Below are 12,784 nucleotides of genomic sequence, written 5' to 3'. Positions count from 1 at the left end.
CGCGGACGGGTCGCCGGTCGCGCGCGTCTGCGTGGATGTCCCGTTGGCACACCTGGACCGGCCGTTCGACTACCTGGTGCCGGCCGAGCTGGACGAGGTGGCGGTGCCCGGCACCCGGGTGAAGGTGCGCTTCGCCGGGCAGCTGGTCGACGGGTGGTTGCTGTCGCGCGCCGACGACTCCGGGCACACCGGCCGCCTCGCGTACCTGGAGAAGGTGGTCTCGCCGGAGCCGGTGCTGGCCCCCGAGATCGCCCGGCTGGCCCGGGCGGTCGCCGACCGGTACGCGGGCAGCCTCGCCGACGTGCTCCGGCTCGCCGTGCCACCACGGCACGCGAAGGTGGAGAAGGAACCCCGCGACGACCAGCCCGCCCCGGCGACCCGCACCGAGGCGGTCGACCCGCGCGGCTGGCGCGACTATCCGACCGGCCCGGCCCTGCTGCGGGCGCTCACCGACGGCCGGGCGCCCCGCGCGGTCTGGTCGGCGCTGCCCGGTGAGGACTGGGCGGCCCGCTACGCCGACGCGGTGGCGGCCACCGTCGCCGGTGGGCGCGGCGCGGTGGTCGTGGTGCCCGACGCGCGTGACCTCGACCGCCTCGACGCCGCGCTCACCGACGTGCTCGGGCCGGGGCGACACGTCAGCCTCTCCGCCGCGCTCGGTCCGGCCCGGCGGTACCGGGCCTTCCTCGCCGCCCGTCGTGGACAGGTGCCGGTGGTGATCGGCACCCGGGCGGCGATGTTCGCCCCGGTGCCTCGGCTCGGCCTCGTGGCCGTCTGGGACGACGGTGACGACCTGCACTCCGAGCCCCGGGCGCCCTACCCGCACGCCCGCGACGTGCTGCTCACCCGCGCCCACCTCGCCGAGGCCGGCGCGCTGGTCGGCGGGTACGCCCGCACGGCCGAGGCGCAGCTGCTGGTGGAGACCGGCTGGGCCCCGGAGGTGGTCGCCGACCGGGCCACCGTGCGGGCGCGGATCCCGGCCATCACGCCGACCGGAGACGACCCCCAACTGGCCCGTGATCCCGGGGCCGCCACCGCCCGGCTGCCCAGCCTGGCCTGGACGGCAGCTCGCGACGCGCTCCGGCAGGACCTGCCGGTGCTGGTGCAGGTGCCCCGCCGCGGCTACCTGCCGTCGATCTCCTGCGCCGAGTGCCGCACCCCGGCCCGCTGCGCGCACTGCGCCGGCCCGCTCGCGCTGCCCTCGGCCGGGGGCATACCGGCCTGCCGGTGGTGCGCCCGGGTGGCGGCCGCGTACGCCTGCCCGGAGTGCGGTGGACGGCGGCTGCGGGCGGCGGTCACCGGTGCCCGGCGGACCGCCGAGGAGCTGGGCCGGGCGTTCCCCGGTGTCTCGGTGCGCACCTCGGGGCGCGAGGAGGTGCTGACCGACGTGCCCGGCGGCGCGGCCCTGGTGGTGGCCACCCCGGGCGCCGAGCCGGTCGCCGAGGGCGGCTACGGCGCGGTGCTGCTGCTCGACTCCTGGGCCCTGCTGACCCGGGCCGACCTGCGCGCCGGCGAGGAGGCGCTGCGTCGCTGGCTGGCGGCGGCGGCCCTGGCCCGCCCGGCGCCGGCCGGTCGGGTGGTGGTGGTCGCCGACGGCGCGCTCGCCCCCGTGCAGGCGCTGCTGCGCTGGGACGCCGGCTGGTTCGCCGGACGGGAGCTGGCCGAGCGCCGCGAGCTGGGTTTCCCACCGGCCGTGCGAATGGCGAGCGTCACCGGAGCGGCCGAGGCGGTGGCCGACCTGCTGGCCGCGGCCCGCCTGCCGGACGACGCCGAGGTGCTCGGGCCGGTGCCGGCCGAGGAGGGTCGGGAGCGGATGTTGGTCCGGGTGCCCCGGGCCCGGGCTGCCGCGCTCGCCGAGGCGTTGCACTCGGCCGCCGGCGTTCGGGCCGCCCGCAAGGCCGCCGATCCGGTTCGTCTCCAGGTCGATCCGCTGAGCCTGTTCTGAGGCGTTTCGGCCGGTGCCGGCGGTCGTGGACCCTGCCCGCTGCCGGGGGCCCTCGCACACCGCGTCCGGCAAAGCGGTGGCGGCCGAGTGGTAGCATCGCCCGTCATGCCGAGGCGTACGACGGGCTCCAGGTCGCGAGGGGGCGTCAGCCGCGCCGAGCTGGAGCCGTCGCGGGATGGCGCGACGATGGCGGGAACGCGTCGGTCGGGCGCGAGGTCGATGATGTCAATGAGCCGGTGATCAGGGGTGGACCAGTCGTGACCGTTGGACAATCGATCGTCTTCAACGGCGACCTCGGCAGCGGCAAGAGCACCGTGTCGGTCGAGATCGCCAAGCGGCTCGGCATGCGCCGGGTCAGCGTGGGGGACCTCTACCGGGAGATGGCGCAGCAGCGGCAGATGACCGCGCTGCAGCTCAACCTGCACGCCGAGCTCGACCAGGCCGTCGACGGCTACGTCGACCAGCTCCAGCGGGACATCGCCGCCTCCGGTGAGCGTCTCGTCATGGACTCCCGGCTGGCCTGGCACTTCTTCACCGACGCGCTCAAGGTGCACATGATCACCGAGCCGGGCGAGGCGGCCCGTCGGGTGCTCGCCCGCCCCTCCGGGCCGGCGGAGAGCTACGCCTCCCTGGACGAGGCCAAGGCCAAGCTCCGCGAGCGCAGCGCGAGCGAGCGCAGCCGGTTCATCATCCGTTACGGGGTGGACAAGGCCCGGCTGCGCAACTACGACCTGATCTGCGACACCACCCGGGCGTCCGCCGCCGAGGTGATCGAGCACATCGTGGCCGCGTACGAGGGCACGCTCGGCGCCGAGGTGCTGCGCGACGCGCCGCCGCTGCTGCTGCTGGACCCGGCCCGGGTCTACCCGACCGAGGACATCGCGACCCTGCGGGGGCTGTGGGACACCGACTTCGTCGGTGGGGTGGCCGAGGCCGGCGACGAGGCCCTCGAACCGCTGAAGATCGGGTTCACCGGCGAGTACTTCTTCGTCGTCGACGGTCACCGCCGTCTCAGCGCCGCCCTGCAGAACGGGTTCTCCCTGGTCCCCGCCCAGCTGGTCGCCGAGGTCGACGAGCCGGTGGTGGGTGGGATGACCGCCATCGACTACTTCGCCGCCCAGGTGCGCCCCGGCCTGATCTACGACTGGGAGGCGGCTCACAAGATCCAACTGCCGCTGCCCGAGCCGGCGCTGCTCCGTGGCGACGCGGTGCTCGCCGGGGACCCGGCCGCCAGCGCCTGAGCCCGGCACCGAGGGCTGCCGGATGGCGGCCGTGCCGGGATGATGGAGCCTCCGACGCATCGACGGGGGAGGCCTGCCATGGAGGCTGCCGAAGCGCTGACACTGCTCATGTCACCGCAGGGGCGCGTCGACCCGTACCCGACGTACGAGCGGCTGCGCGCCCACGGGCCGGTGGTGCAGGCGTTGCCGGGCCTGTACGTGGTGACCGGCTACCCGGAGGCCGACGAGCTGCTGCGCGACCCCCGGCTCGGGGTGCTCGACGACGCGTTGCGTGACCAGGTCTGGCCGAACTGGCGGCAGAGCCCCGCGGTGTCGTCGATCGCCCGGTCCATGCTGCGGACCAACCCGCCCGACCACAGTCGGATGCGGCGGCTGGCCGCCGGGGCGTTCAGTCCGCGTCGGATCGCCGGAATGCGCGACGTGGTGCGGGCGCAGGCCGAGGAACTGCTCGACGCGGTGGTCTCCCGTGCCGAGGACGGCGCTCCGGTCGACGTACTGGCCGACTTCGCGTACCCGCTGCCGGTCGGGGTGATCTGCGCGCTGCTCGGCGTACCCGCGGCCGACCGGCCGCAGTTTCGTCGCTGGGCCGGTGACCTGACCGGGGTGCTGGAGCCGGAGATAACCCCCGAGGAGTTGACGGTCGCCGACGCGGGCGCCGCCGAGCTGCGCGACTACTTCGTCGAGCTGATCGTCGCCCGGCGGCGGGCGCCGGCCGACGACCTGACCACCGCGCTGGTCCAGGTGCACGACGCCGACGGCGACCGGCTCACCGGTGCCGAACTGCTGGCGAATCTGGTGGTGCTGCTGGTGGCCGGCTTCGAGACCACCACCAACCTGCTCGGCAACGGTCTCGTCGTGCTGCTGCGCCACCCGGCCGCCGCCGCCGAGCTGCGCGCCGATCCCACGCTCGCCCCGGCGTACGTCGAGGAGCTGCTGCGCTACGACTCGCCGGTGCAGCTGACCACCCGGACCAGCACGGCGCCGGTGCGCTGCGGCGGGCTCGACCTGCCGGCGGGCAGCACGGCGCTGCTGCTGCTCGGCGCGGCGAACCGGGACCCGCGCCGGTTCCCCGACCCGCAGCGTTTCGACCCGACCCGTGGCCCGGCGCACCCGCTGTCCTTCGGCGCCGGCCCGCACTACTGCCTCGGCGCCGGCCTGGCCCGGCTGGAGGCGCAGCTGGCCTTCCCGATGCTGCTGCGCCGCCTGCCCGAGCTGGCTCTGGCCGAGCCGCCCCGGCACCGGACCCGGCTGACCCTGCGGGGCTACGAGAGCCTGCCGGTGACGCTGGGCACACCGGCGGTGGTCGACCGAGGTACGCCGCCCGGCGTCCGGCCGGGCACTCCGTAGACTGGTACGGCACCGCTCGTCCACCCGAAGAAGGAGCCGTCCCGCGTGACCGTCCAGCCCATCCGTCTGTTTGGGGATCCGGTGCTGCGCACGCCGGCCGATCCGGTGGTCGACTTCGACGCCGAGCTACGTCGGCTCGTGGCCGACCTCACCGACACGATGCGTGAGCAGAACGGCGCCGGCCTGGCCGCGCCGCAGCTCGGTGTGAGCCTGCGGGTGTTCACCTTCGACGTCGACGACGTCCTCGGGCACCTGATCAACCCGGTGCTGGAGTTCCCCGACGAGGAGGAGCAGGACGGCCCGGAGGGCTGCCTGTCGATCCCCGGGCTCTACTTCGACACCAAGCGTCGGCAGAACGTCGTCGCCAAGGGCTTCAGCTCGTTCGGCGACCCGATGCAGATCGTCGGCACCGGTCTGATGGCGCGCTGCGTGCAGCACGAGACCGACCACCTCGACGGCGTGCTCTTCCTGGACCGACTGGACCCGGAGGGGCGCAAGGAAGCCATGAAGGCGATCCGCCAGGCCGAGTGGTACGACGCGGCGGCCCCGCCCACCGTCAAGCTCAGCCCGCACCTCAGCGACCCCTTCGGTCTGGGGCGCTGACCCGGATGCGCGTGATCTTCGCCGGTACGCCGGCCGTCGCCGTGCCCGCCCTGGCCGCCGTCGCCGCCTCCCGTCACGAGCTGGTGGCCGTGGTCACCCGGCCCGACGCGCCCGCCGGGCGTGGGCGGGGCCTGTCCCGTTCCCCGGTCGGCGCGTGGGCCGACGAGCACGGCGTCGAGGTGCTCACACCGGCCCGCCCCCGCGACCCGGAGTTCCTCGACCGGCTGCGCGAGCTGGAGCCGGCCTGCGTGCCGGTGGTCGCCTACGGCGCGCTGGTGCCGCCGGCGGCCCTGGAGATCCCCCGGCACGGCTGGATCAACCTGCACTTCTCCCTGCTGCCGGCGTGGCGTGGCGCCGCGCCCGTGCAGCACGCCGTGCTGCACGGTGACGAGCTGACCGGGGCCAGCGTCTTCCAGTTGGAGGAGGGCCTGGACACCGGCCCGGTCTACGGCACGCTGACCGACGAGATCCGCGCCGTCGACACCTCCGGTGACCTGCTGGAGCGGCTCGCCGATTCCGGCGCCGGGTTGCTGGTGGCGGTGCTCGACGCGATCGACGACGGCACCGCCCGCGCCGAGCCGCAGCCGGCCGACGGGGTGTCACTGGCGCCGAAGCTGTCCGTGGACGACGCGCGGGTGCGGTGGAGCGACCCGGCCTTCGCCGTGGACCGGCGGATCCGGGCCTGCACGCCCGCGCCGGGCGGCTGGACCACGTTCCGCGACGAGCGGGTGAAGCTCGGGCCGGTCGTCCCGGTGCCCGACGGCCCCGAGCTGAAGCCGGGGGAGTTGTTGGTGGAGAAGTCCCGGGTGCTGGTTGGCACGGCGACCGTGCCGGTGCGGCTCGGCGAGGTCCGGGCCGCGGGCAAGCGGGCCATGGGCGCGACCGACTGGGCGCGCGGCGTCCGGGTCGGCACTGGAGAGGAATTCGCGTGACGGCACCGGAGGGAACCCGCCCGACGCGCTCCGGCTCGTGGGCCGATCGTGGCGGAGATCGTCGTCCGGCCCGGCCACCGCTGGACCGACCGCGCCGCGCCGCGTACGAGGCGGTGGCGGCGGTGCACCGTGACGACGCGTTCGCCAACCTGGTGCTGCCCATCATCCTGCGGGAGGAGGGGCTGTTCGGTCGGGACGCGGCCTTCGCCACCGAGCTGACCTACGGCACCCTGCGCCACCTGGGCACGTTGGACGCGATCCTGACCGACGCGGCCGGCCGGGACGTGGCCCGGATCGACCCGCCGGTGCGCGACGCGCTGCGGCTCGGGGCGTACCAACTCCTGCACACCCGGGTGCCGGCGCACGCCGCGGTCTCGTCGACGGTGGACCTGGTCCGTTCGGTCGCACCGGGCGCCACCGGCTTCGCCAACGCGGTGCTGCGCGAGGTGTCCACCCGTGACGCCGACGCCTGGGTGGAGAAGCTCGCCCCACCGACGGAGACCGACCCGGTCGGGCACCTCGCGTTGGCGTACAGCCATCCGCAGTGGATCGTGCGGGCCTTCTCCGAGGCGCTCGGCGGCGATCTGGGTGAGACGGAGCGTCTCCTGATCGAGGACAATGAGCGTCCGCCGGTGCACCTGTGTGCCCGGCCCGGGCTGATTGACCCGATCGAGCTGGCCGACCAGGTCGGCGGTGCGCCCGGCGCCTTCTCGCCGTACGCCGTCTATCTGCCCGGCGGGTCGCCGGGTGACATCCCGGCGGTGGTCGACGGCCGTGCCCACGTCCAGGACGAGGGCTCCCAACTGGTGGCCACCGCGCTCGCCGACGCGCCGTTGGACGGCCCGGACGGGCGTTGGCTGGACCTGTGCGCCGGCCCGGGCGGCAAGGCCGGGCTGCTCGGCGCGCTTGCCGCGCAGCGGGGTGCCCGGGTGACCGCGGTGGAGGTGGCCGAGCACCGCGCCCGGCTGGTCTCCCTGGCGACCCGGGACCTGCCGGTGTCCGTGCTGGCCATGGACGGCCGTGAGGTCGGCGGCGACCCGAAGCTGCCGGAGCAGCACTTCGACCGGGTGTTGGTGGACGCGCCGTGCACGGGGCTGGGCTCCCTGCGTCGTCGGCCGGAGTCGCGCTGGCGTCGCCAGCCGTCGGACCTGCCGCCGCTGACCCGGCTGCAACGGGAGTTGCTCGGCGCGGCGCTGCGGGCGGTCCGCCCGGGTGGCCTGGTCGCCTATGTCACCTGCTCGCCGCACACCGTCGAGACGCACGTGACGGTGACCGAGGCGGCCCGCCGCAGCGGGGTTGCTGTGGACTTCGTGGACGCCCGCCCACTGCTGCCGGCCGGTATGCCCGGTCTCGGCGACGGGCCGACCGTGCAGCTCTGGCCGCACCGCCACGGCACCGACGCGATGTTCCTCGCCGTCCTGCGCCGAGGCTGACCCGTTCCACGTGTCCGGCCGGTCACCCGACCGGCCGGACACGGTGGCGCTCAGGTGATCGGGAGGCCCTTGGTGCCGGCGTTCTTCATCGAGCGGGTCAGGTCCCGGTCGGAGATCCAGAGGAAGCACTGCACGCCCCGGTTGCCGTTGCGCCACTCCTCCTCGTACGGCTGGTAGTAGATCGTCCCGGCCCGGAAGTCGAGCTGGGAGTTGTCCGGGACCTTGGCGAACTTCGCGATCACCGTCTGGCAGGCCCGGTGGGTCCGCTTGACGCCGCGGGTGAACTCGGCGTAGCTGGTGTCCGGGGCCTGCCAGACCCCGACGAACTCGGCGTGGTGCTTGGCGGTGCAGGAGACCGGCACCATCTCGTCGATGTCGTCCTTGACCATCTTCGGGTTGAAGCAGCGGTACGCCAACGGGGCCGCGCCGGACAGCGCGCCCCGCAGGCTGCCGGTGCGTAGGTCGACCGCGGTGTCGTCGATGCTGGCGATCTCGGTGACGTCGCAGCGGTACCAGCGGGCCCCGCCCGACCAGGCCTGCGGCGACGGCAGCACGACGGTCAGGCCGAGCCGCCCGGACCGCCAGTCGGCGCCCACCGCCTTGTTGACCGCCGTGTCGCACCCGGCCTGCGCGGCCCGCATGCCGGCCGAGCCGGGCTGTGGGGGCGTGCCGCCCTCGGCGGCCCGGTCGGTGAGGGTGCCGACGTGCATGGTCTCCACCCGGTGCGCCTCGGTGCACGCCGTCGGGTTGTAGCCGGTCAGGAAGCCGACCTGCTGGGAACTCTGGTGGCAGACGTCGGCGGCGGGGACGAACTGCTGCGCCGCGACGGGCGCCGGCCAGTCGTCGACGAGGTCACGGTCGACTCCGGCGGGTGCGCCGCACCCGGCCAGTGCCAGGGCCAGTGCCCCACCCCCGGCGAACGCCGCCAACCACCGTCGCATCCCGACCTCCCGCCGCTGGTGGCCCCCGACCGGACCCAGCCGGTCGGTAGCGCCACGGCGCAGCAGCATACGGCACCGATGTTCAGATCGCGGGCAGTCCCTCGGGGCCGGCGCCGCGCATCGAGCGGGTGAGTTTGCGGTCGTCGCTCCACAGGAAACAGCGCACGCCACGGTCGCCCTCCTCCCACTCTCGCTGTGACGGCGGGTAGTAGATGGACCCGGCCCGGTACGGCAGTTCGCTGTTGTTGGGCACCGCCGCGTACTCGGCGATCAGCGCCATGCAGCGCTGGTGCGCCTGCTCGGCGGACTTGGCGAACTCCGCCCAGCTCATGTCCCGCTCCTCGTAGACGCCCACGAACTCGGCGCGGTGCGGCTCGGTGCAGAGCACCGGCGCCATGTAGTTGAGGTTGTCGCCGATGAGCTTGGGGTCGAAGCAGCGGTGCGTCAGGGGCGTGTCGCCGATCAACGCGCCGCGCAGGCTGCCGGTGCGGTTCACCGGGCGGGTGTTGTCGATGCTGCCGGTCTCGCTGAGGTCGCAGCGGAACCAGCGGGCGCCGCCGGTCCAGGCGGGCGCGGACGGCAGCGCGAGGGACAGCGCGAGTCGGGCCGTGTGCCAGTCGCCGCCGAGCACCTGTCGGGCCCGCTGGTCGCACTCGGCGCGAGCCGTGCGCAGCGCCGACGATCCGGGTTCCGGTCGGGCCTCGGTCAGCGCGTCGGGCCCGACGAACGTGCCGACGTGGATGGTCTCGGCCAGGTGGTTACGCGCGCAGTCCACCGTCTCGTACGTGCTGGCCTGCACGACGGTGGTGACGCGCGGCAGACAGGTGTCGGTGGCGGGGGTGAACGGCTTCGGCACCCGCAGCGTCGGCCAGTCGTCGGTGAGATCACCGTCCGCGCCCCGCGCCGGCGCGCAGCCGGCCAGCAGCAGCATCGTCATGACGCCGGCCAGCGCCAGCGCTGGAAGCCACCGTCGCATCGTCCGCCCTCCCGGGAGCTGGCGGCCGGTCACCGCGCCCCGCGGCGAGACCCCGGCGGGCGTGCAGCCTATGGCACCGTCCCGCTTGGAGTGTCGTCGCGTTTCCGTCGATCGGCCAGCCGCTGATGTCTGTTCGTCCGGATTCGGGGGTCCGGAGCGTCCAATTCTGCACCACTGGTCACTGCCGGGTCACAGCGAGTCCCCGAAGGTGGCGCGATGCGGTTGGCGGGTGGCCACGTTCGTACACTGGCCCCGTGACCGTACCGCCGCCGATCGTCGCGCCGAGCATTCTGGCCGCCGATTTCGCCCGCCTCGCCGAAGAGGTCCGTGCCGTCGAGGACGCCGCGGACTGGTTGCACGTCGATGTGATGGACAACCACTTCGTCCCGAACCTGACCATTGGTCTGCCCGTGGTGCAGAGCCTGCGGGCTGTCACGGCGATGCCCTTCGACGTACACCTGATGATCGAGGACCCGCGCCGGTGGGCCCCCGGGTACGCCGACGCCGGGGCGTACAACGTCACCTTCCACGCGGAGGCGTCCGACGACCCGGTGGCGCTGGCCAAGGACCTGCGCTCGGCCGGCGCGAAGGCGGGCCTGGCCATCGACCGGGACACCCCGATCGAGCCCTACCTGGACCTGCTGCCCAGCTTCGACACCCTGCTGATCATGACGATCAAGGCGGGCTTCGGTGGGCAGCGGTTCATTCCGCAGTTGCTGGAGAAGGTGCGGACGGCCCGGCGGCACGTGTCGGCCGGGCACCTGGAGCTGCGCATCGAGGTGGACGGCGGGATCGCCGCCGACACCATCGAGCAGGCCGCTGCCGCGGGCGCCGACGCGTTCGTGGCCGGCACCGCCGTGTACGGGGCCGCCGACCCGGCGGAGGCGGTACGGCACCTGCGGGCACTGGCGGAACGCGCGGCTCCCGGCGCCTGAGGTGGAGCCCGAGGCCGACCGCAAGGACATCATCCTCGTCGTCGACGACGACGAGGACATCGCTCGTTTCGTCGAGTTCAACCTGCGGCTGCACGGCTTCGAGGTGATCCACGCCAGCGACGGCCAGGAGGCCCTGGAGGTCATCGAGCGCCAGCGGCCGGACCTGGCGGTGGTCGACCTCATGATGCCCCGGATCGACGGGCTGGAGCTGACCCGGCGGCTGCGCGCCGACCCGATGACCTCCGCCCTCCCGGTGATCATGCTGACGGCCAAGGGGATGACCGTCGACAAGGTGCACGGGCTCAGCGCCGGCGCGGACGACTACCTGGTCAAGCCGTTCGACACCGCCGAGCTGGTGGCCCGGGTCTCGTCCACGTTGCGCCGCAACAAGGAGTTCCGGGAGGTCTCCCCGCTGACCGGGCTGCCCGGCAACAGCCGGATCCGTCGGGAGATCAGCGACCGGGTCCGAAACGGCGTGGACTATGCCGTCGGCTACATCGACATCGACCGGTTCAAGAGCGTCAACGACCGGTACGGCTTCGTGCGCGGCGACGACTTCATCTCCGCGCTGGCCCGCAGCCTGCACCGGGCGGTGGTGGAGGTGGGCCTGCCACCGGCCTTCCTCGGCCACGTCGGCGGCGACGACTTCGTCATCGTCTGCGCCCCGGACCAGGTACGCCCGCTGACGTCCCGGGCGGTCGTCGACTTCGAGAAGGCCGCCGACACGCTCTACGACGCGACCGACCGGGAGCGCGGCTTCGTCGAGCTGAAGGACCGACGGGGCAACATCCGACGCGCGGCCCTGGTCACGCTCTCCATCGGGGTGTCCCTCTCCGACGCCGGCAAGCGGTTCACCGACCCCCTCGAGGCGATCGCGGTGGCCTCGGAGATGAAGACGGTCGCCAAGAGCCAACCGGGTTCGTACGTGGCGGTGGACCGGCGGCGCGGCGTCACCTGAGCGTGATACCGCTGTGAAGTAGCTCGCCTAGGTGGCGGCAGAACCGGATCGGCGTGTAAGACTTTCTCTACCCACCACGCGCTGGCGGGACTCGGTGAAATTCCGAACCGGCGGTGATCCACGGTCCAACCGTGGTCAGCCCGCGACCCGGACGGCTCTGCCGTCCGGTGGACCTGGTGAAAATCCGGGGCCGACGGTTGGGGGCGGTTCGTCCGCGCCCAGACAGTCCGGATGGGAGACAGCGCGCGGGACGGACGGGTCCGACCCGGCCGCTGGCTTCAGCGTGCCGTGCCGACCCCCCGGGGCGGCTGTGCCGTTCCCGGAATCCGCCACCGCCTGCCCGTGGCCCCATGGCCACCGCCTCCCTGACCGCCCGCGCGCGGACCGGCGAGTGAGAGGGCAGGGGCAGGGCGATGGCCAGCGTCTCCGTTGATGAGGCGATGCGGCGTGCGATCGAGTTGGCGGCGCGCGGGCTCGGCACCACCAGCCCCAATCCCGTGGTCGGGTGCGTGTTGCTCGACGAGGACGGCGAGGTCGTGGGCGAGGGCTTCCACGCCTACGCCGGGGGCCCGCACGCCGAGATCGTCGCCCTGGCGCAGGCCGGGCGGCGGGCCAAGGGCGGCACCGCGGTCGTCACTCTGGAACCCTGCGACCACACCGGCCGCACCGGCCCCTGCAGTTCCGCGCTCGTCCAGGCGGGGGTGGCCCGGGTGGTCATCGCCGTACCGGACCCGAACCCGGTCGCTTCCGGGGGCGCCGCCACCCTGCGCGCCGCCGGGGTCCGGGTCGATCTGGGGGTACGCGGCGAGGAGGCCGAGGCCGGCAACGTCGCGTGGCTGACCTCGATGCGCCGGGGCTGGCCGTACGTGATCTGGAAGTACGCCGCCACGCTCGACGGGCGCTCCGCCGCGGCCGACGGCACCAGCATGTGGATCACCTCGGAGGCGGCCCGGATCGACGTGCACGCGTTGCGCGGCACCGTCGACGCGGTCATCGCCGGGGTGGGCACCGTGCTCGCCGACGACCCCCGGTTGACCGCCCGCAACCTCCGCGACGGCAGCCTGGCCATCCGCCAGCCGCTGCGGGTGGTGGTGGACAGCTCGGGGCGTACCCCGGCCGACGCCAAGGTCCGCGACGGCGCCGCGCGGACGTGGATCGCGACCGCCGAGGAGGTCGGCGCCGACCCGGACGGCCGGGTCGACCTGCCGGCGCTGCTCGCGGCGCTGCACCAGCGCGGGGTCCGCGCGGTGCTGCTGGAGGGCGGCCCCCGGCTGGCCGGCGCGTTCCTGAGGGCCGGCCTGGTGGACAAGATCGTCGGGTACGTCGCGCCGCGGCTGCTCGGCGCCGGGCCGACCGCTCTGGTCGACGCGGGAGTGACCACCATCGCCGAGGCCATCGATCTGGAGTTCGTCGACGTTACGCAGATCGGTCCGGATCTCCGGATCACCGCTTTGCCCCGTAAACGGGAGGGCTGAC

General features: G+C 74.1%; 11 protein-coding genes and 1 riboswitch. Of the genes, 9 read left to right on the top strand and 2 right to left on the bottom strand.

What is annotated here, in order from left to right; translation table 11 throughout:
* Nucleotides 1-31: 31 nt before the first annotated feature.
* The 6 genes from ACFYL6_RS29935 to ACFYL6_RS29910 all read left to right on the top strand — a co-directional run bounded on the left by ACFYL6_RS29935 (nt 32) and on the right by ACFYL6_RS29910 (nt 7,498).
* Nucleotides 32-1,942 (top strand): primosomal protein N', encoded by a 1,911-nt coding sequence (locus ACFYL6_RS29935; protein WP_387176395.1) that lies wholly within the window; start codon nt 32-34, stop codon nt 1,940-1,942.
* Between the two features lie 257 nt (nt 1,943-2,199).
* Complete coding sequence (locus tag ACFYL6_RS29930) at nt 2,200-3,183, top strand: AAA family ATPase (RefSeq protein WP_238661187.1); 984 nt, start codon at nt 2,200-2,202, stop codon at nt 3,181-3,183.
* 78 nt (nt 3,184-3,261) lie between these two features.
* On the top strand, nt 3,262-4,530 hold the full coding sequence (locus tag ACFYL6_RS29925; protein WP_387176393.1) for a cytochrome P450: 1,269 nt from the start codon (nt 3,262-3,264) through the stop codon (nt 4,528-4,530).
* 45 nt (nt 4,531-4,575) lie between these two features.
* Nucleotides 4,576-5,133, top strand: a complete 558-nt coding sequence (gene def, locus ACFYL6_RS29920; RefSeq protein WP_387176391.1) for a peptide deformylase — start codon at nt 4,576-4,578, stop codon at nt 5,131-5,133.
* 5 nt (nt 5,134-5,138) lie between these two features.
* Nucleotides 5,139-6,065, top strand: a complete 927-nt coding sequence (fmt, locus tag ACFYL6_RS29915; protein WP_387176389.1) for a methionyl-tRNA formyltransferase — start codon at nt 5,139-5,141, stop codon at nt 6,063-6,065.
* The gene (locus ACFYL6_RS29910) at nt 6,056-7,498 is read left to right on the top strand and encodes an RsmB/NOP family class I SAM-dependent RNA methyltransferase (protein WP_387176490.1); all 1,443 of its coding nucleotides are present in this window, start codon (nt 6,056-6,058) and stop codon (nt 7,496-7,498) included. The genes fmt and ACFYL6_RS29910 overlap by 10 nt, the downstream gene beginning before the upstream one ends.
* A 50-nt stretch (nt 7,499-7,548) precedes the next feature.
* Here ACFYL6_RS29910 and ACFYL6_RS29905 read toward each other — a convergent pair whose 3' ends face one another.
* Nucleotides 7,549-8,439, bottom strand: a complete 891-nt coding sequence (locus tag ACFYL6_RS29905; protein ID WP_387176387.1) for a septum formation family protein — start codon at nt 8,437-8,439, stop codon at nt 7,549-7,551.
* A gap of 82 nt (nt 8,440-8,521) precedes the next feature.
* Nucleotides 8,522-9,415, bottom strand: a complete 894-nt coding sequence (locus ACFYL6_RS29900; RefSeq protein WP_387176385.1) for a septum formation family protein — start codon at nt 9,413-9,415, stop codon at nt 8,522-8,524.
* 254 nt (nt 9,416-9,669) lie between these two features.
* On the opposite strand from ACFYL6_RS29900, the gene rpe reads away from it, so the two are divergent.
* From rpe to ribD, 3 genes are all read left to right on the top strand, one after another.
* Nucleotides 9,670-10,350 carry a ribulose-phosphate 3-epimerase gene (rpe, locus tag ACFYL6_RS29895; protein WP_030335689.1) on the top strand — a complete coding sequence of 227 codons (681 nt, stop codon included), beginning with the start codon at nt 9,670-9,672 and terminating at the stop codon, nt 10,348-10,350.
* Entirely contained in the window at nt 10,235-11,308 is a 1,074-nt protein-coding gene (locus ACFYL6_RS29890) for a response regulator (protein WP_387176488.1), read from the top strand. The genes rpe and ACFYL6_RS29890 overlap by 116 nt, the downstream gene beginning before the upstream one ends.
* Before the next feature lie 76 nt (nt 11,309-11,384).
* Nucleotides 11,385-11,555, top strand: a riboswitch (FMN riboswitch).
* Nucleotides 11,556-11,721: 166 nt separating this feature from the next.
* Complete coding sequence (gene ribD, locus ACFYL6_RS29885; protein ID WP_387176383.1) at nt 11,722-12,783, top strand: bifunctional diaminohydroxyphosphoribosylaminopyrimidine deaminase/5-amino-6-(5-phosphoribosylamino)uracil reductase RibD; 1,062 nt, start codon at nt 11,722-11,724, stop codon at nt 12,781-12,783.
* The last annotated feature ends 1 nt before the right edge of the window (nt 12,784 follow it).

Source organism: Micromonospora sp. NPDC007208 (assembly GCF_042869175.1).
GTDB lineage: Bacteria > Actinomycetota > Actinomycetes > Mycobacteriales > Micromonosporaceae > Micromonospora > Micromonospora foliorum.
This window is presented reverse-complemented; position numbering and strand designations above follow the sequence as displayed.

Bases quoted from the DNA above. Each gene is read 5' to 3' on its own strand.
- ACFYL6_RS29905 (WP_387176387.1), bottom strand. From the start codon at position 8,439: ATGCGACGGTGGTTGGCGGCGTTCGCCGGGGGTGGGGCACTGGCCCTG.
- ACFYL6_RS29925 (WP_387176393.1), top strand. From the start codon at position 3,262: ATGGAGGCTGCCGAAGCGCTGACACTGCTCATGTCACCGCAGGGGCGC.
- ACFYL6_RS29900 (WP_387176385.1), bottom strand. From the start codon at position 9,415: ATGCGACGGTGGCTTCCAGCGCTGGCGCTGGCCGGCGTCATGACGATG.
- ribD (WP_387176383.1), top strand. From the start codon at position 11,722: ATGGCCAGCGTCTCCGTTGATGAGGCGATGCGGCGTGCGATCGAGTTG.
- fmt (WP_387176389.1), top strand. From the start codon at position 5,139: ATGCGCGTGATCTTCGCCGGTACGCCGGCCGTCGCCGTGCCCGCCCTG.